The 19,883-nt window shown below is 71.9% G+C and carries 14 protein-coding genes, 1 tRNA gene and 3 pseudogenes; 11 read left to right on the forward strand and 7 right to left on the reverse strand.

Going from position 1 to position 19,883, the window contains the following annotated elements; genetic code table 11:
- Positions 1-184: 184 nt before the first annotated feature.
- The 3 genes from ACIRD3_RS36925 to ACIRD3_RS36935 all read left to right on the forward strand — a co-directional run bounded on the left by ACIRD3_RS36925 (position 185) and on the right by ACIRD3_RS36935 (position 4,804).
- A complete protein-coding gene (locus ACIRD3_RS36925; protein WP_402225563.1) occupies positions 185-3,034 on the forward strand; it encodes a LuxR C-terminal-related transcriptional regulator in 2,850 nt (949 codons plus the stop codon).
- Positions 3,035-3,149: 115 nt separating this feature from the next.
- Positions 3,150-3,734 (forward strand): DUF6426 family protein, encoded by a 585-nt coding sequence (locus ACIRD3_RS36930; RefSeq protein ID WP_402225565.1) that lies wholly within the window; start codon positions 3,150-3,152, stop codon positions 3,732-3,734.
- Positions 3,731-4,804, forward strand: coding sequence for a Fic family protein (locus ACIRD3_RS36935; RefSeq protein WP_402225567.1), 1,074 nt, complete (start codon positions 3,731-3,733; stop codon positions 4,802-4,804). The genes ACIRD3_RS36930 and ACIRD3_RS36935 overlap by 4 nt, the downstream gene beginning before the upstream one ends.
- 381 nt (positions 4,805-5,185) lie before the next feature.
- On the opposite strand, the gene ACIRD3_RS36940 is transcribed toward ACIRD3_RS36935, so the two are convergent.
- Positions 5,186-5,440, reverse strand: a complete 255-nt coding sequence (locus tag ACIRD3_RS36940) for a hypothetical protein (protein ID WP_402225570.1) — start codon at positions 5,438-5,440, stop codon at positions 5,186-5,188.
- Between the two features lie 475 nt (positions 5,441-5,915).
- On the opposite strand from ACIRD3_RS36940, the pseudogene ACIRD3_RS36945 reads away from it, so the two are divergent.
- Positions 5,916-6,053 (forward strand): annotated as a pseudogene (locus tag ACIRD3_RS36945) (IS630 family transposase); the annotation flags it as partial.
- A 37-nt stretch (positions 6,054-6,090) separates the two neighbouring features.
- Here ACIRD3_RS36945 and ACIRD3_RS36950 read toward each other — a convergent pair.
- Complete coding sequence (locus tag ACIRD3_RS36950) at positions 6,091-6,408, reverse strand: Imm51 family immunity protein (protein ID WP_402225573.1); 318 nt, start codon at positions 6,406-6,408, stop codon at positions 6,091-6,093.
- A 287-nt stretch (positions 6,409-6,695) separates the two neighbouring features.
- On the opposite strand from ACIRD3_RS36950, the pseudogene ACIRD3_RS36955 reads away from it, so the two are divergent.
- The 3 genes and pseudogenes from ACIRD3_RS36955 to ACIRD3_RS36965 form a co-directional block, all read left to right on the forward strand.
- Positions 6,696-7,037 (forward strand): annotated as a pseudogene (locus ACIRD3_RS36955) (RDD family protein); the annotation flags it as partial.
- Positions 7,038-7,404: 367 nt separating this feature from the next.
- A complete protein-coding gene (locus ACIRD3_RS36960; RefSeq protein WP_402225576.1) occupies positions 7,405-7,926 on the forward strand; it encodes a hypothetical protein in 522 nt (173 codons plus the stop codon).
- Positions 7,927-8,230: 304 nt separating this feature from the next.
- Positions 8,231-8,491, forward strand: a pseudogene (locus ACIRD3_RS36965) (ketopantoate reductase family protein); the annotation flags it as partial.
- 60 nt (positions 8,492-8,551) lie between these two features.
- Here ACIRD3_RS36965 and ACIRD3_RS36970 read toward each other — a convergent pair.
- The 3 genes from ACIRD3_RS36970 to ACIRD3_RS36980 form a co-directional block, all read right to left on the reverse strand.
- Positions 8,552-8,628: transfer RNA gene (locus ACIRD3_RS36970), tRNA-Met, on the reverse strand.
- A 125-nt stretch (positions 8,629-8,753) separates the two neighbouring features.
- Complete coding sequence (locus ACIRD3_RS36975) at positions 8,754-9,635, reverse strand: SDR family oxidoreductase (protein WP_402225578.1); 882 nt, start codon at positions 9,633-9,635, stop codon at positions 8,754-8,756.
- A gap of 321 nt (positions 9,636-9,956) precedes the next feature.
- A complete protein-coding gene (locus tag ACIRD3_RS36980; protein ID WP_402225580.1) occupies positions 9,957-10,418 on the reverse strand; it encodes a hypothetical protein in 462 nt (153 codons plus the stop codon).
- Between the two features lie 374 nt (positions 10,419-10,792).
- Between ACIRD3_RS36980 and ACIRD3_RS36985 the strand changes: the two genes are divergently transcribed.
- The 4 genes from ACIRD3_RS36985 (at position 10,793) to ACIRD3_RS37000 (ending at position 17,554) form a co-directional block, all read left to right on the forward strand.
- Complete coding sequence (locus tag ACIRD3_RS36985) at positions 10,793-10,996, forward strand: hypothetical protein (protein ID WP_402225583.1); 204 nt, start codon at positions 10,793-10,795, stop codon at positions 10,994-10,996.
- 26 nt (positions 10,997-11,022) lie between these two features.
- Complete coding sequence (locus ACIRD3_RS36990; RefSeq protein ID WP_402225585.1) at positions 11,023-11,268, forward strand: hypothetical protein; 246 nt, start codon at positions 11,023-11,025, stop codon at positions 11,266-11,268.
- A 472-nt stretch (positions 11,269-11,740) separates the two neighbouring features.
- Positions 11,741-17,107, forward strand: a complete 5,367-nt coding sequence (locus ACIRD3_RS36995; protein WP_402225588.1) for a DUF6531 domain-containing protein — start codon at positions 11,741-11,743, stop codon at positions 17,105-17,107.
- A gap of 78 nt (positions 17,108-17,185) precedes the next feature.
- A complete protein-coding gene (locus ACIRD3_RS37000; RefSeq protein WP_402225666.1) occupies positions 17,186-17,554 on the forward strand; it encodes a hypothetical protein in 369 nt (122 codons plus the stop codon).
- 1,082 nt (positions 17,555-18,636) lie between these two features.
- Here the strand turns inward: ACIRD3_RS37000 and ACIRD3_RS37005 are convergent.
- Positions 18,637-19,131, reverse strand: coding sequence for an NDP-sugar synthase (locus ACIRD3_RS37005; RefSeq protein ID WP_402225591.1), 495 nt, complete (start codon positions 19,129-19,131; stop codon positions 18,637-18,639).
- A gap of 118 nt (positions 19,132-19,249) precedes the next feature.
- A complete protein-coding gene (locus tag ACIRD3_RS37010; protein WP_402225593.1) occupies positions 19,250-19,831 on the reverse strand; it encodes a dihydrofolate reductase family protein in 582 nt (193 codons plus the stop codon).
- Between the last annotated feature and the right edge of the window lie 52 nt (positions 19,832-19,883).

Below are 19,883 nucleotides of genomic sequence, written 5' to 3' on the forward strand. Positions count from 1 at the left end.
GGTCGGGCGCTCGAGAAATAGGACAACTCAGCCGATTCTTGACTCGGCTGACTGCTCGCTCCGGTCTCTCGGAACCTTGTGAAACAACCTTTAGGCGGCCGGGACGGGAGTTCCTTGTAGGACGGTTGTGAAGATCGCTAACATGCCCGCGTCGGCGTCCGCGCACGTCGGAGGGGGCAGGGGCATGTCAGTGCTGTCGGGATCGGTGCCGGGTCCGTCGGGATCGGGCCGTCCGGCCTTACCCGGACGCGAGGCGGAGCGCTCCGCGCTCACCCGCGCGGTCGACCGGCTCGCCGCCGGGAAGGGCACGGCGCTCGACCTCGCAGCCGATCCCGGCCTGGGCAAGACCGCCCTGCTGCAACTCCTCGCCCGGCTGGCCGCCGAACGCGGCGCCACCGTCCTGCGCGCCCGGGCGCAGAGCCCGCACGCCAAGCCCTACCAGGTCTTCCGGGACGCCTGGGCCCGGGCCGCAGCGGACGGCCCCGACGCCGTCCCCTGGGACACCGGGGCCGAGCACGACATCGTGCGGGCCCTGCGTGACCGCGGCCGGGAGACCATCGGCACCGTCCTCCTGCTCGACGACTTCCACCTCTGCGACCCGGCCTCCGCCCGCCTGGTCGAGCGACTGCTCGACGAACCGCCCCCGGACCGCCTGCTGTTGGCGCTCGCCCACCGGCCACGGCAGAGCCCGCCCGCCCTGCTGGCCGCGCTGGACGAGGCAGGCCGGGCCGAAACCGCCGTCCGCCTGGAACCCGCGCCGCTGACCGCCGCGGCCGTCGCCGCCCTGCTCCCTGACACCGCCGCAGGCCGGGCCCAGCGGATGCACGCCGCCTCCGGCGGCAATCCGCGCATCCTCCACCTCCTGCTCTCGGCCGGGCCCGACCCGGACCACTGGCCGGAGCGCTCCGACGCCGCCGCCGGTCCACTGCTGCGCGCCGCCGCGCCGCTGCTGGCCGAACTCGACGCCCTGTCGGCCGGGACCGCCGAGGTGCTGGCCGCCGCCTCCGTGCTCGGGGAACCCTTCCGGCTCGGGGACGTCGCCGAGGTGGCCGGGCAACCGGCCGGGGCCGCCGCCGACGCGCTCGCCGAGCTCGCCCGGGCCGACCTGGTCCGCTCCGCCGGTCCGGGCGGCGATCTGGTGTTCCGGCACCCCGTGCTGGGCCGCCTGGTCCACCACCGGCTCAACCCCGGCCGCCGGCTGGAGGCCCACCGCAGAGCCCTGGCGCTGCTGGACACCCGTGGCGCCCCCGCGGCCCTGCAGGCCCGCCACGCCGAGCAGTTGCTCACCGGCGGGGAGCCGGAGGGCGCGCTGCCGGTGCTCGTCCGGGGCGCGGCTGATGTGCTCGCCCGCTCGCCTGCCACCGCCGCCCGCTGGCTGAAGGCCGCGCTTGAGGCCGCCCCCGCCGCAGACGGCGCGTTCGACGCCCGCACCCGCGCGGCCCTGACCCTGAGCCGCTGCCGGGCGCTGACCGCGGCGGGCCGCCTGGATGAGGCCCGGACGCTCGGGCATGAACTGCTGCGCACGCCCGGCGGCCTGCCCGAGCCGCTCGACGTCCGGGCCCTGGCGGTCTGCGTCGGGATCGAGCGGCTGCTGGGCCGGTACGCCGAGGCCGAAGCGATGGCGCGCACCGTCATCGACCGGCTGCCCGACCCGCTGCCGTCCCCGCTGCCCACCTCCACCGGCGAGTTGGTCTTCGACTACGGGCTGCTGCGCGCCGTCCGGGGCACCGTGGCCGGGGTCCGTGACCTCGCCCGCCGGGCCGCCACCGCCAGTGCGCCGGCCACCGAGGCCCGCACCGCACTGGAGGTGCTGGCCACCTTCTGCGACGCGTACGCCGGCGACGTCCCCCGCGCCGGGCCGGAGACCGAGCGGTGCGGCCGGCTGGTCGACGCCGCCCCGGACACCATCGCCGAACGCGCGCCGGAGGTGCTCGCCCTGCTCGGCTGCGCGGAGCTGTACCTGGAGCGCTTCACCGATGCCCACCGGCATCTGACGCGGGGTCTGGCCACCGCCAGCGGCGGCGCCCACAAGCACATCGCGGTCAACCACCTGCTCGGCCTGTCGATCCTCGACCAGTGGGCCGGCCGCCTGGACGCCGCCCAGCGGCACGCCCGCGAGGCCGAGCGGCTCGGCGGCGAGATCGGCGCCCCGGACGTGGTCGGCCTGGCCATGGCGATGCGCGCCAGCGCCCTGCTCTGGGTCGCGCCCCGGCGGCGGACCGCCGAGGTGCTGGCCCTGGCCGAACAGGGCCTGCGGCACACCGTCCCCGGCACCGGCTGGTGGGCGGGTTCCGCCGTCGGGCTGCTGGCCCAGGCCCAGCTGGTGGCCGGGGACCCGGCGGCGTGCCTGCGGACCCTGCTGGAGGAGAGCGGCGGCGAGGACCTCCATCTGCTCCAACCTGCCGCCCACCCTTCGCTGTTCGCGCTGATGACCACGGCGGCGCTGCTCTGCGGGGACTTCGACACCGCCCGACGCAGCGTCAGGGCGGCGGACGAGTCCTCGGCACGGCTGGGAAGGCTGCCGTTCCAGCAGACCCAGGCCGACCGGGCGGCCGCCGCCCTGGCCTTCGCCGAAGGCGACCCAGCGCGCTCCGCCGAGCTGGCGACGGGCGCGGCCCGGGTGCTGCGGAGCCTGCGGATGCCGGTCCAGTACGCCTGGACGGTGATCGCCGCCGCTCCGGTGCTGGCCCAGGCGCACGGCCCAGCCGCGGCGCTGGCACCCCTGGACGAGGCGTTGGAGGCGGCCCGCGCCTGCGGGGCGCTGCGGCTGTGCGAGGACGGGGCCCGGGTGCGGGCCGCCCTGACCGCGGCCGGCGCGTCGGCCGCGGCTCCCACCGAGGACCCGGCCGCCGTGCTGAGCGCCCGGGAGCGCGAGGTGGCCGAACTCGCCTCCGACGGCCTGTCCTCCCGTCAGATCGCGGCACACCTGGTGCTCAGCCCCAGGACGGTCGACACCCACCTCGGCAGCGTCTACCGCAAGCTCGGTGTCTCCTCGCGCTCCGCCTTGGCGCGGCTGCTGCGCCGTGAGGCCTGATGCCGGGGGCAGCGGTTCGGTACGTACGTTGCGCAGTTCTACCGATGCCCGGGTATCCGGGCCCGGGGCAGACTCCTCGGCGTTCCCCTTCGAACACCTCTTCCGTGGAGACAGCATGCAGCTCAAGCGTGCCCTCGGGGCCGTCGCCCTCGGCGTCACCGTCCTGACCGCCGTACCCGCCCTGGTGGTGCCGCAGGTGGCGGCCGCCGCCGACTGCTACACCAACTGCGACCCGTGGGACGACCCGAACCGCGTCAACGACCCGATCATCGTGACCGGCGCCAATCCTCCCGAGAGCAGCCCGGGCGGTGTGCCGTGGTACGGCGGCGGTGGCGGCTCGCTCTCGGCGCACGTCGTCTCGGTCGGCGAGGTCACCCGGAAGAAGGAGTTCTGCAAGGTCAACACCCAGCTCTACCCGGTGCCCCTGAAGGTCACGATCGACGTGTTCAGCGGCTACAAGGTGTCGTCCTCGCTCTCGGCCTCGGTGGTGGACGCCCTCAAGGCGAGCATCGGCGCCGAGTTCAGCAGCAGCCGTACGCTGTCGTACAGCGTGGACGTCAAGCTCCTCTCGGGCCAGAGCTACGGCCTGTTCTCGGAGCACCAGACCATCACCTACGCGGTCACCATGCCCAACGGCTCCACCCAGATGGTGGACGTGGACAAGTCGACCGGCACGGTCATCGACGCACCCTGCTCATGACCCGTCAGCTCCCTGCGGCGACGCGGCGGGTCAAGCCCGTCGTGCCGCCGCTCGGCGCCGAGGCCGTGCCTGCCGAGGACCGGGCCCTGGCCCTCGGCGCGTTGGCGGAACTGTCGGACGCCGCAGCGTACTTGGAGGACCCGGATCTGTTCCACCGGCCCCGGGCCCGCACCAGGCTGCACCTCGCGCGGGTCAGGTCGGCCGATCCCCGCCTGCTCACCGGGCAGGTGACCGCGGCGGCCGAACAGCGGGTCGCGGCAGGCCTGTTGGCGGTCCGCTCGGTCCGCGCCGAGCTCGCCGAACGTCCCGGGGAGCGGCCGTGCTTCACCCCGGCCGCGCTCGCCGAGCTGAACCGGCTGCTGGTGGCCGCCGATCCCGACGTCCCCGGCAGGGGCGGGTTCCGGCGCACCCCCGCCACCGTCACCTGGCCGGACGGACAGCGCTTCGTCGTCGCGGTGGCCCCGGGACGCGCGCTGCACGGGCACGTGGAGCGCTGGTACCGCTGGGGGACCCGGACCACCTCGCCCGCGCTGGACGCGGCGGCGCTGCAGATGGTGCGGTTGTACACCGTCCACCCGTTCCCGGACGGCAACGGGCGCACCGCCCGGCTGCTGGCCCAGTGCGATCTGGTGGGTGCGGGGCTGCTGCCCGGGCTGCTGCTCGACCTGGAGGGCTGGGCCGACCTCAACCGGGAGGCGCTCGACCGGGCCGTGGTCGCCGCCGCCGAGGGTGAAACCCTCTGCTGGGGGAAGCTGTTCGCCCGGGCCGTGACCGAGACCGCCCGGCACCGGACGGCCACGCTGGCCGAGTATCGCCGGGTCCTCGACGGCACCGCCGAGCTGGTGGCCGACGACCCGGACGCGGTCGCGGTGCTGGGCGCGTTCCGCTCCGCCCCGGCGGTCTCCGCCGACTCGGTGGGCGGGCGGACCGCGCCCGGATCGGCGGCTCCCGCGGTGGCCCGGCTGCGGGCCGCCGGGATCCTCGCCCCGCACCCCCGGCTGCCGGGCGCGCTGGTCCAGCCCCGGCTCCTGGCCGTCCTCGACGCCCCCTACGCGGAGCCGGGTGACTGAACGCCTGCGGTGAGGTCCTGGTGGCAGGGCCGGCAGCGGCCGCCGGGGCGGCGGGTCCACTCGACCTGTCAGTCGGTGCGGACCAGGGAGTCCACCAGCTCGTGATGGACCCGTCGCTGCTCGCCACGCGGGCGGCCCGGCGCAGGTCGTAGGCGGCGATTGCGGTCCCGACCGAGCGCGAGCTGGTGGCCGCGCTGGTCGGACGATCCGTGGTGGGAGGGCCGTGTGCTCCACGCGAGGCTCTACCCGGTGGAAGGCCGCGGGGCGTGACCTGGTGGGGTCGGGTCTGTGTGATGGCCCCTCATGCCGGTTGCCGATGACCGCTTCCGGCCCGGGGTGCCTGTTCGGGGCCCCGGGCAGGGGTGTGTGGGGTGGGGGGCTCTACTGGCCGAACTCGTCGAGGGCGCCTTGGAGGCCGGTGGCGACGGCGGAGGCGTCGCGGCCCTCGATGCGGTGGCGCGGGAGGAAGTAGACGAGTTCGCCGGCGGGCAGCGCCCGGGCGGGCAGGAGGTCGAGCGGGCCGCAGTCCTCGCCACGGGCGCGGGCGTCGGCGACGAAGGCGGCGTGGACCCGGCCGACGTCGAGCAGGTGCTCGCACCAGCCGACCCCGGCACCGTCCTGTACGGCGACGACCACCTGCGCCGGATGCTGCGCGCCGGTCTGGCCGAGAACCCCGGGGTGGTCGAGCGGCTGGCCCCGAGGACGCGCTGTGTTCCCGTCGGCGCCGTCCCTTCGAACCCCGCGCAGTACGCCGAAGCCGACGAAGCGGTCGGCTGTCTCCAGAACGCTCTCGCCCGCATCACCGCTGGCTGACACCGTGTCCGGCTGGGGCGGGCGTGTGCCGGCCCTGGGGTTCGCATCGGCCCAGCGCGGCGTCGCAGGACAGGTTCGGCCTGGACGTCGGGTTTGGCCTGGGTGTTCGGGGTGAGAAGAACCGCGGGAGCGGTTCCCGCCCATCCCCCCGGGTGACGGAACCCTCCGGCATTCAGGCCCGGCCGCCAGCACCCCCCACTGGCGGCCGGGCCCCGCCCGGCAGGCCCGCAGCCGCTACCCGCCCGGTGGAGCCGCTCTGTTCGGGCCGGGGGAGCGCACCCGCACCGCGGCCTTCGCGTTGCGTGGTACCGAGCAGCCCCGCCGGATCGGCCGCGAGGCACTACGGTGCCTGCCCGCCCGCCGCGGCATCACCTTCCAGCGCGCCAAGACCTGGAAGGAGTCACCCGACCCCGACCGCGACACGAAGCTCGATCGTGCGGCAGCCTGAGCGAACCGGGGTTTCTCTGGAGTTCCTAGTCGTCGAACTCGAAGCCCGAAGTCTCCGCCTGGGCGATGATGTCGCCGACCGCGTCGGGGCTCGCGATGACTGGCTCAAGGGCCGTCTTGAGTCGCGCGAGGTCACTCGGACTCCCGACCGCGCAGAACATGCCGGCCTCGCTGTCGAAGTTGAGGCGCTCGGCAATGTCCGGCCAGGCGAACTGCACGAGACCTTCCCAGAAGTACCCGTTCGGCTCGTGCCCTGCACCGGCTACCGCCGCGTCAGCAGCAAGGCCACCAACGTCCAACGTCAGCGAGTGTTCGCCATCGAAGTCATGAAGCGAGATGGTCACGGCCGCGATCCTCTCACGCCAAGCTCCCACCCCGGTGATCCTTTCCGGCCACGGCACTAGCTCACGGTGCCTGGCGGAGGGCCCGGGCGCGGACACCCCCATAGAAGGTGTCCGCGCCCGGGCCGTTGCGCTGAGGGCTGTACGGGTGAACCCGGCTCACGGCGCCTGCCGGCGGTCGTTGAGCCCGGTGAGCGCCGGCGTGGGAGAAACGGGCCCGGAGGGAGACCCGTGGTCCGGGGACGATCCCGCGGCAGTACCGTCCCGGGCGGCCGACGGCGATCCCCGGCCTGGCCCCGTGGACCGCGCGGGCCATGGCCACCGCCATCGAGCTCGGCCTGGCCGGCGGCATCATGACCGCCTACACCGCCGCCCTCTACGCGGCGAAGCCCGCCTTCGCGCTCCTGCAGATGATCGGCATGCTGATCGGCTGGGACGTGCGGACCGTGCTCGCCTCCGCCTACTGGCTGATTGGCGCCGCGTTCCTGGTGTGGCAGTGGGCGGTGCGCGGGCAGACCGGCGAGTCCATCGGCCAGCGCCTGATGGGCATCGTCACCGTCGACGAGGACACCGGCGCCCCGATCGGCCCGGCCCGCTCCGTCATCCGCAGCCTCGCCCACGTCCTCGACATCCTGCCGGTGTTCGCCGACTACGCCCCCCGTCACCCACCCGCGCCGTCAGACCTGGGCGGACACCATCAGCCGCACCCTCGTGGGGGAGAGGTCCCTGATCAACGCCATCGCCGAGTAGGGGGCGGCCCGGGGACCGGTCCTGCGTGGTGTCGGTGGCGGCTGGGGTGCTGGGCGCGCCCGGTGGCTGGGTTGCAAGGCCCTTGTGCCCGTTCGGGTGGGGCACGGGCTGAACGAGCGAAGCCCTTCGCGGGTCGGGTGTGGCGCGGTCGCAGTGCTGCCCCTCGTCGGCATCCTTCTGGTGACCCGATCACCGGACGAGTGGGTGCCACCGCGCCGCACGCTCGTCCATCAGGTAAGGACAGCCGTAGTGAAGCCAGTCGGGAAGATCAGCGCCCTGTGCGCCGCCGTCGCCGTAGCCGCTCTCCTCGGCGGAACCCCCGCCCACGCCCAGGGCGACGGAGGACTGCTCGGGCTCGGCCTGCTCAACACCCCTTCGATCACCCTCGCCTGTTTCCCCTCGGGACAGGTGGGCCAGGGCAACAGCTTCACCGGCACCCAGAACGTCGGCTGCAGCCAGTCCGCCTCCGCGACGAGCACCACGCCGTCCGGCAACGGCGGCCTGACCGGCCGCCAGACGGTGTCCTCGAGTGCCACTGGCGGGCCCGGAGAACTCGTCATCGCAGGCGTGAGTTGCCCGGCCGGGACGGTGGTCACGGGCGGTGGCTATGCCACGGATCTCAACTCCTCTTGGGACGTCAAGAGTTCCAGTGTCGTCGAGGTCCCCGTGACTCCGGCGAACGGCGACGGCGGATGGTCGGCGGTCGCCAGGAACACCGGCACGGGAAGCCAGACGCTCTACGTCTACGCGGTCTGCTTCCCGGAGTCCTGACCGCAGAAGCCAACCGCCGGGCGGCGGTCAAGCCTCGGCCGGCGGCCGACGCTGCGCCACCGGGATGGGGGTTCGTCATAGCCCGTGAACCGGACCGCCGGCCTCGAAGTCACGCCCAGCAGCGCGTCGGATGCCATCGCGCTACTGGCCGGGCGACCACTGACCTGTGACCGGGCCCCGGCTACGCTGCCCCGGCGTCTGATGCGATGGCACTACACGGGCATCCACCGCCGGGAGCAGCACAACTGCACCTGAGCAGCGGGTTGGTGATGCTGCGGCCGGAAGAGCAGGTCTTAGAGGCGAGGCCGTGACACCGGAAACCGTCGCGGTCGGCCGGGCCTGCGGCGCACCCGCGGTCGTGGACGACATCCTGGAGCGGTACGACGCCCTCCCCGCCGACAGCAGGTCCTTCATGCAGCGCGACGCGGAGGCGGGCCGCCCGCCGGAACTCGACGCCATCGGCGGCGCCCTGCTGCGCGCGGCCGAACGGCACGGCGTCCGTACGCCGCTCACGGCCCGGCTGGTGGAGGACCTCGCGACCGGCGCCATGCGGTCGACCGACTGACGGGACCCAGCGGAAACAGCTCGGGCCCGGTGCGCTGATGCGTACCGGGCCCGGGCTTGTTGGTAGCGGGGACAGGATTTGAACCTGCGACCTCTGGGTTATGAGCCCAGCGAGCTACCGAGCTGCTCCACCCCGCGTCGACAGGCCCGACACTACGGCATGGGAGGAGGAGAACGCGAACCGTTTCCCGGCCCGCGTACCTCGTCCGCCCTGCCGGGGGCGGAACCGGTGCGGCCGGTCCGCGTTCGACCAGGTCCTCGATTCAGTATCGGGCGTCGGTGGGGTCGATGGTGAGCTCGGCGACGCGGGCGTGCCCGGGGCGGCTCATCGCCCACTCGACGGCGGCCGCCACGTCCTCGGCGAGCAACGGGTGGTAGGGCCAGTCGGTGACCTGGTGGACGCGCGGGGTCGCGGCCCCGGCGAGGACCGAGGCGAACTCGGTGTTGGTGGCGCCGGGGGAGATCCGGCAGCCGCCGGCCGGACGGTCCTCTTCGGCGAGCGAACGGACGAAGCCGGCCAGCCCGTGCTTGGTCGCGGCGTAGGCCGCGTAGCCGGGCGAGGGCCGGGTGCCGAACAGAGAACCGATCAGCACCAGGTCCCCGCCGGTGGCGTCCAGTTCGGGTAGCAGTCGACGCGTGACGATCATCGGCGCGAGCAGGTTGACCCGCAGCTGGGACTCCCAGGCCGCGCCGTCGGCCTCCCGTACCGGGCCGTGGCCGCGGCCGTGCCCGGCCGCCAGGACCGCGCCGGCGAGCGGGCCGGGCAGCGTGGCCAGGACGTCCGTCAGCGCGTCGGACAGCTCGTCCGTGCGCTCCAGATCGAGGGCCACGGCGACGGTGGCGGTGCCGTGCGCCTCGGACAGCTCCGTGGCCAGGGCCTTCAGGCGTTCCTCGCGCCGGGCGGTCAGCACCAGGTCGTGCCCGCGGGCGGCGAGCCGGCGTGCGACGGCAGGGGGGAAAGAGTACTCAGGGCTGGAGCTGCGGGGGAAGGCCGGTCCGGGCTGGAGTGCCCTGAGTGCGTAACGGGCCCGCGCCGCGAAGGGCTTGGGCCCCCCTGACGCTGCCGGTCTCGACCAGGCGCGAGCTGGTGGCCGCGCTGGTCTCCGTCCCGGCCGATCCGTGGTGGGAGGACCAGGTGCCTGCACGCCAACCGACTTCCACCGGTTCCTGGCCTCCCTCGCCGAGCACGGACGCTCGGGCCGGTGGTGGCGCTACGGCCGCCCCGGACGGCACGCCCTCACCAAGGCCCTGGACCACCCCAACGGCTCGGACCCGAGGTTGCGCGCGGATGTCCTCCACGCGCTCGGTGTGTGGAAGGACGCCACCGCCGGCCCCTTCTGCGTCCCGAGGCGGCGTCGAACAAGGCGGTCCGGCAGGCACTGGGCGACCTCACGCTGCACGGCCTGCCCGCCTCCGAAGGCAACACCGCCGCTCGGCGCAAGTCGTGGCGGCAGCGGTGCGCTCGGTCACCGACTACTGCTCGCGCGGTAGGCCGCCACGGCGGCCGGCAGGACGGCTTCCACCCCGACCACGGGTGCCTGCTCGATCAACTTGTCCACTGTCAGCAGCACATCGCCTTCCCGGACGAACGCCCGCTCGATGACCCACGGCTGTGTGTCGTCCGCGGAGGTGACAGTGATCCGCAGCACCAGGCCGTCGTCCGCCGGCACGCCCGGATCCTTCGTCTCCACGGTGTTGTGCGTCGCGGGGCCGCCGAGGGGAAGCGCGTCGGAGTAGGAGGCACAGCGCTGCGCCGCGCCGCGGACGGCGGTCATGACGGCGGCCGCCTGGCCGGGTCCGTAGCGGTCGAGCGTCTCCTCGCCGTACCAGCCGTCGGCGAGGCTGTGGGGGTCGGTGGGCGGCCGTTCCAGGCTGACCCATGCCTCGTCCAGGACCTGGGTGTGGGTGACCAGAAAGCTCTCCGTCACGAGGTCCGAGCACGGCATCGACATGATCGGGGCGCGAGGAGCGGGGGAGCGGGGAACGTCGGGCAGCAGCTTGAAACCGGACGGAAGCTGAGCTGGCGCCAGCAGACCGGCGGACAGTCGTGGCGGCACGGACCCTGGAGAGGCCGGGGCCCCACCCCCGACTGCACATCGGAACACCCCGCCAGCCCCACAACCCCCCCGCAACCAGCGCGGCAGCACGCACAACACGCGCCGGACAACCCCCCTCCGCAGCCCCAAGATCGCGCGCATCCTCTCATGCGCCGGTGCGGCCCCGAACCGTCGGCCCACGCGTTCCCGCACCGCCGCCACCCGCGCCGCTGAAATCGGACTCTGAAGGCGTCGATCAACTGCTGGTGGCCGACCCCGGTGCGCCGCGCCGCGTCGAGCGCCAGCCCAAGGTCTACGAGCCGACCGATACGCAGATCGCAGTCACCATTCCCGATCGCTGCCACGAGGGTGCGGCGCGGCCGATGCGGCGATCGAGGCCGCTGCCAGCCGCGGCCGGCGCCTGGGAGAGCAAGAGCACGAGCGCAGCCGGCCCGGGCGTTTCGGCGTAGAGCGGCGCCTGACGCTGTGTGAGCGGATGCTCGACACCTACGGATGCGAGCCGGTTCGCGAGAGCCCGACCGAGACCAGGCTGCGCAACTGCCCCTTCCAGCCGCTCGCCGGCAAGGCCACCGACCTCGTGTGCGGGCTCAACCAGGCCTTTCTGAGCGGCTACCTCGCGGGGCTTGACGCTGCTTCCGTCCAGGCAGACCTCGACCCCAGGCCGGGCGAGTGCTGCGGGGTCCTCAACGACGCCGACGCGTCGGCTGCCACGCAGGGCTAGCCAGAGTCCCGGCAGGCCCCTCCCGTGACGGGACGTCTGCGAGGGGCGTCCGAGCCGGCCGACCGGAAGGTGCATCGGCGCACGAGGCGCCCGGGGCCTTTCCTGGCGGACCATCCGCACCCCCAACGACATCGAACGGCGCACCCTCTGCTTCCCCGCCGGCGTCGCCGACTGGATCACCGAGCTGCTCCGCGGCGATCAGAAGACAGAAGCAGGCCGGTTCCTGTGAGTAGGAGTGATGTCTGTCACGGGGTGATCGAATACGGGACGGTCAGGGTGGCGAGCCCCTAGGTTGTGGACGACCTATGGGCAACTTGGGGGTTTGATGTATCGCCTTAAACACTCTGACATGTATATGACAGGATGGCTGAGCTTTGTTCTGGCGCTTGCCATGTTGTTCGGTGCCGGCGCGTCAGCCGGAACGGCGGCAGCGGCGCCGCCCTCATCCGCGTCGCCGCGTGGAACGGCGTCGGTGTCGGGCCCGAAGCCGGAGCCCCGGCAGCAGGCCATGACGCTGGCCCAGCGCCGCGAGCAGATCCGGAAGGCCTCGGAGCTCACGCCGGCGGCCGGAATGCCGAAGGAGGCTGGTGCGCGGCAGCCGAAGGCGGCCGCAGGCCCCAGTCTGGCCGAGCACGCGCTGGCATCCAGCGTGGGCGCTGTGCCCACGGCCCTCTACGCCAGTGGCGCAGAGGGCGGCATCCGCTTCGGTGACGCGCCGGTCAGTGAGGGCGGGGCGTTCATCTCGGACACGGCGATGGTCGTTCCGGGCGAGAAGCTGAACGTCACCGCTTTCTTCTACAACGATGCGCAGCAGACCCACACGGATCCGCAGACCGGCTGGACCGTCTACGACGACGTCCAGCGCTCCGTTCATGTGACCTGGGAGGTGACCTGTCCGGGCGGGACCACGCGGTACGACACCGGACTGGTCGTCACCACGCACTCCTTGTGGTGGGCCACCCGAACCGACGAGAAGGACACTGCCGCCAAGGCGTCGTTCCCGCTCTCGGTCGACGCGGCCAAGTGCGGTACTGCGCCCGCCTCGCTGGACAACCCCGACTTCAGTCTCACCGTCACCGGTACCGTCACCGACGCCGGTGGCGGGGCCGGCGGGAAGACGCTCAACGGGTGGGTGCTGAAGGCCGTCCCCGCCGAGCAGACCTACGGCTGCGTGTGCGGTGACGACTCCTCGGGACACTCCCGACCGCAGGCGATGCGCGGTGACCCGGTGAACACCGGGACGGGAGCGTTCTCCGACTCCTACACCGACGCAAGGCTTCCGTCCCCCGGTGTCCCGTTCTCCCTCACCCGCAGTTACTCCTCGAACAACCCGGCTTCCGGTCCATTCGGCCCCGGGTGGTCCCTGCCCTGGTCCGCCGCCCTGTCCGCCGAGGCCAACGGGGACGTGACGTTCACCGCCGAGGACGGCTCCCGCTACCGGTTCACGAAGAAGCCCGACGGCGGCTACGCGGCCCCCGTGACCGCCCGCTCCTTCCTGCGCGCCGACGGCTCCGGCGGCTACCTGCTCAGCACGCCGGACCTGCGCACCCTCGCGTTCGACGCGGCCGGCCGACTCACCGCAGCCCGTGACCGCGCCGGGCAGGGGCTCGTCCTCTCGTACACCGGTGGGCAGTTGACCGGGGTCACCGACTCCGCGGGCCGCACCGCAGTCTTCTCCTACAGCGGGGGCCGGCTGGCGCAGGTCAAGCTCGCCGACGGCCGCCACGTCGACTACGGCTACACCGACGGTCGGCTGACCAGCGTCTCGGCCCTCGACGGAGCGACGACCGCCTACGCCTATGACGCGGCCGGACGGCTCAACTCGGTGCGCGATCCCCGCGGCAACTACACCACGCGCAACACCTACGACGCGCAGGGCCGCGTCACCGCCCAGCAGGACGCGTCCGGCGCCACCACCACGTTCTCCTACAAGGACGGGGAGACCGACACCACCGCCCCGGACGGCGGCGTGTGGAGCGACCTGTACGCGGGGAACTGGCTCCTCGCCCAGTACGACCCGTTCGGGAACACCACCCGCTACAGCTACGACGGGTCCGGCAACCGCACCCGGATCACCGACCCGCTCGGCAACTCCACCAGCCTCTCGTACGACTCCGCAGGGCACCTGACCACGCTCAGCCCGCCTGCCGGCGGTGCCCGAAGCTGGTCGTACGACGACAACGGCAACGTCACCAGCGCCACCGACGGCGGCCAGCACACCACGAGCTACGGCTACGACGCCCGCGGCCTGCTCACCTCGGTCAAGGACCCCAACGGCAACACCACCGCCCTGGCCTACACCCAGGCCGGCCAGCTGGCGAGCGTCACGACCCCCGGCGGGCACACCACCTCCTACGGCTACGACGCCCAGGGCGACCTGACCACGGTCACGTCCCCGTCGGGCGCGAAGACGACCAGGACGTTCGATTCCTCCGGGCGTCTGCTGACCAGTACCGATCCCCGGGGGAACACCGCCGGCGCGGACCCGGCCGCGTTCACCACCACGCTCAGCTACGACACGGCCGACCGCATCACCTCCGTCACGGGACCCCGGGGCGAGGTCACGTCCACGGCATACGACACGGCGGGCAATCCGGTGACCGTCACCGACGCCACCAAGGCCGTCACCAGGTACGGCTACGACCCCCTCAACCGCCTCACCACGGTCACCGACCCCGCGGGCCGCCAAACCACTCAGACCTACACCGCCGTGGGCGACCTGGAATCCCGAACCGACCCGGCGGGCGACAAGACCGCCTACACCCACGACAAGGCCCGCCACCTGCTGACGGTGACGACCCCGCGGGGCAACACGGCCGGTGCGACGGCATCGGCGTTCACCTGGGCGTACGGCTACGACAAGGCCGGGCGCCGCACCACCGTCACCGACCCGCTCGGCCAAACGACCAAGACCGACTACGACGCCCTCGACCGGCCCACCGCAGTCACCGACCCCCTCTCCCACACCCGCACCGTCGAGTACGACCGTGCCGGGAACGTCACCTCGCTCATCAACGCCCTGTGGCAGAGGACAGCGTTCGACTACGACCCCGCCGGCCGCCTTACCTCGGTCACCACACCGCTGGACGAGACGACCACCTACTCATTCGACAGCGACGGCAACCTCACCGCCCGCACCTCACCCCTGGGCGCGCGCACGAGCTACGGCTACGACAGCGACGGCCGCAGGACCACAGTCGTGGACCCGCGCGGCAACGTCACCGGCGCCGACCCCGCCGACTACACCTGGACCACCGCCTACGACCAAGTGGGCCACCCCCTCAGCGTTACCGACCCGCTCGGCAACACGCAGCGCACGACCTACGACGCCGCAGGCAACCAGCTGACCTCCACCGACGCGGCAGGGAAGACCACCAGTTACGCCTACGACCTCCTCAACCGCGTCGTCACCGTCACCGCCCCCGACGGCGGGGCCACCACCAACGCCTACGACCCCGCCACCGGCCTGCTCACCGCCCGCACCGACGCCAACAACCACGCCACCGGCTACGGCTACGACACCACCGGCCGCACCACCACCGTCACCGACCCGCTCGGCCGCACCGTCACCTTCGGCTACGACGCCGACGGCAACCGCACCACGGTCACCAACGCCCGCGGCCAGACCATCACCTCGACCGTCAACGGCGCGGGCCAGATCACCGCGGTCGCCTACTCCGAGGGCACCCCCGGTGCCACGTACGACTACGACGCCACCGGGCACATCACCGGTGTCACGGACGCCACCGGCTCCCGCACCCTGAAGTACGACCAGGCCGACCGCCTGACCCGAGTCACCGCCCCCGGCGTGGACCAGGACTTCACCTACACCTACAACCCCGACGGCAACCTCACCGCCCGCACCTTCCCCGACAACACGGCCACCACCTACACCTACGACAAGGACCAGCACCCCAGCGGCCAGACCACCGCCGGAAAGACCGTCGGCTACACCTACGACCCCACCGGCAACCTCCTCACCGCGACGACCCCCACCACCACCCCGGTCACCGAAACCCGGACCTACGACCGCGCCGGACGGCTGACCACCACCAGCGACGCCAGCGGCGCCAAGAACTACACGCTCGACGCCAACGGCCGCGTCACCACCGAGCAGTACCAGGACACCGGCCCCAACCCCCGCCCGGCGACCAGCTACACCTACGACCCGGCCGGCCGCCTCGCCACCACCTGCACGGGCACCAGCCCGAGCACCTGCACACCGAACAGCACCACCAGCTACACCTGGGACAAGGCCGGCAACCAGCTCACCACGACCGCCCCGAACGGCACGAAGACCACCAACACCTTCGACGCCGCCGACCAGCTCACCACCAGCACCACCGGCACCGCCAGCACGACCTACCGGTACGACGCCGACGGCAACCGCACCGCCGACGCCTCCGGCACCTACACCTACGACCCCGCCGGACGCCTGACCGGCGCCAACCTCCCCACCGCAGCCCTCGCCTTCACCTACGACGCCGACGGCAACCGCTCCACCACCACCAAGAACGGCACACCCGACCGCACGACCCGCTGGGACATCAACGGAGCCTTCCCCCAGATCGCCACCGAAACCAGCACCACCGGCGCCCCGATCGCCACCTACCACACAGGCCCCGACGGACTGCCCCAGTCCATGGACACCCCCGCCGGCAGCCTCTACTTCCAGCACGACCGCATCGGCTCCGTCACCACCACGACCGACGCCACCGGCACCAACCAAGCCACATACAACTACGACAACCGCGGCAACCGCGCCACCACCGGTACCGCCGCCACACCCGCCCCGTTCGGCTTCACCGGCCAGTACACCGACCCCAACCTGCCCGGCCAGATCAACCTGAGGGCCCGCCAGTACGACAGCACCACCGGCACCTTCACCACCCGCGACCCCCTCACCACCGGCACCGGCACACCCCTCGCCTCCGCCTACACCTACGCCGACGGAGACCCCACCAACCAGACCGACCCCTCCGGCGCCTGCCCCATGTGCATCAGCGCCCTCATCGGCGGCGTCGCCGGAGGCATCATCGGCGCCGGCGTCTACGCCTGGCAGCACCAAGGCAAGGACTTCAGCTGGACCGGCCTCGCCGCCGCCAGCGGCAAGGGCGCCCTCATCGGCGCCGGCGCCGGCCTCCTCGCCCCCATCGGCGGCACCGCCGCCACCGCCCTCGCCCTCGAAGGCACCGCCGCCACCTTCACCGCAGCAGGCGTCAACGCCGCCGTCGGCGCCGGCTACACCTGGCTCGTCAACACCATCCAATGCCAGCCCACCACCCCCCAGGACCTCCTCCTCGGCGCCGCCGGAGGCGCCGGAGGCACCCTCATAGGCCCCGCATTCCGCTGGCTCACCGGCAAACTCCTCGGCCCTCCTGTCACCGCCTACGCCATGAGCTCCAACCCCGCGAATGCGGGCTCAGCTAGGGCCGGCGAGCAGGTACTGTTCGGGCAGAAGCGGGCAGACGCATATTTCTCCACGAAGCAGGGTGTTCCCAAGAGCCTGGCCGGACGACCGATCAAGGATGTTGCTGACGACCTGCGGGAGGGGCGCATGTCAACCGACGACATTCAGATCACGGCATTCGAACTGGACGGCGTTCTCGTGTCAACCAACACGCGAGGCCTCAGCGCCCTAAGTCTCGCAGGCAAGCTTCCTACGAACGTTGTAAAGGTGCCGATATCGGGGATCAGCAAGAAGACCCTAGCGCGTCTGCGTGAATCAATCCCTGGTGGCGGCGGACGGCTGCCTTCCAGGAGGATTCCAATCACTCGGGGTATCTCAGCGGACAGTGACATTCTCTTCTGGGTGGAAGTTCCGGAGATCTCCGATTAGGATAGAACAGTGACTAGAAGTCAAATCGTCCATAGTGCCGCCCTGTCTACCTCTTGGGCAGATAAGGCGGAGGTCACTGTGCAGACCCACCTACACGGGAACAATTCATCTCTGTTTATCGAGTATAATGGAGTGGGCGGTGGTCGCGTCAAGCTAACTTTCCATCAGGTAATGTCCTATGGATGGGTTGGCGATTACGACTGCCTTCTCCCCGAGTCTGACGAGTTCGAGTTCGGACTCATTGAAATTTTTGATTCCGAACGCCTTCGCGCGCTCGCTACTGCCAAAGTAGAGAGGATTCCAGGGATGGAACTCGAAGGCGAGAGGGTCGTTTTTCGCGGCGATGTCGTGATCCACCATTACCGGCTAGGATTCGACGACCATGGGACGTACGACGTGATCTGCGGAGATCCTGTCGTCATTTCTACCTCAGCTGTCGAATCCTGATAATTCCGGCGCCGCTGGTCTCGCTGATCCGAAAAAGCGCCCAGCGAGACCAGCGGCGCTCGGAGTGGGACTCGTAGCCCAGGAGCGCGGCCCAGGCGGGAGCTGATATCCGAGCCGAGCGGCTTCACCCCAGGGTCGGGTCTCCCGCCACCCCTGGCCCATCGGGGCGCGGTGGTGTGGCTGGCCTGAGAGCGTTCCGCGGCCCGTCGCACCGGCCAGCCGTCGTCCACAACGCAGCGCTACAGCAACTCCGCGTTGCCAGCGTCAACGCCGCAGTCGCCCAGCACGATCGTGAGCGCCCGATTGTGGCGACAGGAGACCTCCAAGGCGAGGTCTGGGAGAATCCGCTGTATGGAGAAGGCGAGTGAGAGAGCGTATTGAAGTGGTCTTCGAGGGCCGAGCGGGTCAGGCATGGACGGTCGATGCATCATCTGAACCGCCCTGGAAAGTCATGATCACCTTTCACCGGACTGAATCGGCAGTCCGGCGATCCGGTGCCCACCTACCTCGCCGTCCACCCCGGCACGCCCGCCCGCGCACTGGAACCCCTCCTCGCCGCGTGCCGTGACGTCGCGGACTGGGGCGGCGGCCACTGACGGTCCGACTTCGGGGCGGCCTCGATGCGGTGGACCGCCGACCGGGTCGGGTCCGAGAACCCGAGCGAGGCGGTGATCGTGACGACGTGACAGGTGGCGAAGGTGTCGCACGCGCGGGTTCAGGGCGACGGGCGCCGGCGTGGAGCAACGGCCACCCGACGTGGGGGCCGCTCCCGCTGGTCCTCGGAGCCGCTCCCGCTGTTCCCGGAGCCGTACCGGGCTTGCCCGGTCCGCAGGGGACTCCCACCTTCGTGTCACCCTGGCCGGCGATCTCGCGTTCGAGGTCGTGCACATCGCGTGGCGTGTTGAGAGCCCGCCACGGACCGTTCACCGGATAGACCGTCAGCTGCCCGGCGTGGACGAGCCGGGGAAGAGTGGTGCGCTCGTGGTCGCCTTCGTCCGGCAGCAGCTCCCTCACCCGGGGTTCGAAGACGATGGCGCCGCCGTCGACCCGCAGGGGAGCGGGTGCCTGTGAGGCGAGTGCGGTCACCCGGCCGCGTTCGTCGCAGTCGACGCTTCCCCTGGGCAGCCAGGGACGGGGAGAGCGAGCGTGGCCAGCGTGGCGTGTCGCCGGTGATGGGCGAACATGGCGGTGAGCGGGAAGCGGGTCCAGATGTCCCCGTACACCGCCAGCCACGGTTCGTCGGAGCGCTCCAGCGCGGCGGCGGCCAGTTTCAGCCCTCCGCCTCGGCCCAACGGCCTTGTCTCGACCACCACTTCCGTCCGAACGGGCGCCGGGCAGGCGAGGAGGTAGTCACTGATCACCTGGGCCCGGTGCCCTGCGGAGATGACGACCCGCTCCACCCCTGATTCGGCGAACCAGTCGAGTTGATGGCGCGGGATCGGTGTGCCCTGCACCTCGACCATCGGCTTCGGTCTGGTCAGCGTGAGCGGCCGCACCCGGCTCCCGGTGCCACCGGCCAGGATCACCGCCTGACGCACCACGCCGAAGCCGACGACGCTCTCAGGGAGTAGTAGCACGACTCCGTATCGTATACGGCCCGTCGTCACCCGGCGGGAGACGCCGGCCGGCCAGGGGGCGCTGGGGGGCGCTGGGCGGGTGTGACCTGCGGTGCCCGCAGGGCCGGGGAACGAGCGGTCAGCGGGGCACCGGGTAGCGCAGGTGAAGCACCCGGTCGCCTTGGATCACCCCCTCGGGATCCCCCAACAGGTGCTGCGCGTGGACCGACCCGAAGTAGCGCTTGCCGGAGCCGAACACGACGGGCACGACGTCCATGCGCACCTCGTCGACCAGGCCGGCGGCCAGCACCTGGCCCCCGACGTCGCCGGCGGCGACCTCGACCGTGCGGTCACCCGCAAGTTCCTTCGCCTTGGCCACGGCCGCCTCGACGCCGTCGACGAAGTGGAACGGCGCCTCGGGATCCCAATCGTCGGGCGCCGGCCGGTGCGTCACGACGACCACGTGGTCGATCCCGCTCGGAGGCTTCCCGTCCCAGCCGTCCGTCATGTCGAAGACGTGGCGGCCGACGACCGTCGCCCCGATCCGGTCCCAGTACGGCCGGGTGTAGTCGTAGGACGCCTGCGACACCTTCAGCGCGCCGCTCTCGTCCAACGGGACGTCACCGCTGGTCAACCAGTCGAACAGCGGTCCTGGCAGGTCGTTCTCGTCCGCGATGAAGCCGTCCACCGACACCGAGGCGTACATGACCACCTTGCCCATGGGGCGCTCCTCCTTTGGGGATGCCCCAAATTAGCCTGTCGTGAGCCGCCGC

This window comes from Kitasatospora sp. NPDC093550, from assembly GCF_044764985.1.
In the GTDB taxonomy this organism is placed as follows: domain Bacteria; phylum Actinomycetota; class Actinomycetes; order Streptomycetales; family Streptomycetaceae; genus Kitasatospora.

Bases quoted from the DNA above. Each gene is read 5' to 3' on its own strand.
- ACIRD3_RS37010 (WP_402225593.1), bottom strand. From the start codon at position 19,831: ATGGGCAAGGTGGTCATGTACGCCTCGGTGTCGGTGGACGGCTTCATC.
- ACIRD3_RS36925 (WP_402225563.1), top strand. From the start codon at position 185: ATGTCAGTGCTGTCGGGATCGGTGCCGGGTCCGTCGGGATCGGGCCGT.
- ACIRD3_RS36930 (WP_402225565.1), top strand. From the start codon at position 3,150: ATGCAGCTCAAGCGTGCCCTCGGGGCCGTCGCCCTCGGCGTCACCGTC.
- ACIRD3_RS36990 (WP_402225585.1), top strand. From the start codon at position 11,023: ATGCTCGACACCTACGGATGCGAGCCGGTTCGCGAGAGCCCGACCGAG.
- ACIRD3_RS36935 (WP_402225567.1), top strand. From the start codon at position 3,731: ATGACCCGTCAGCTCCCTGCGGCGACGCGGCGGGTCAAGCCCGTCGTG.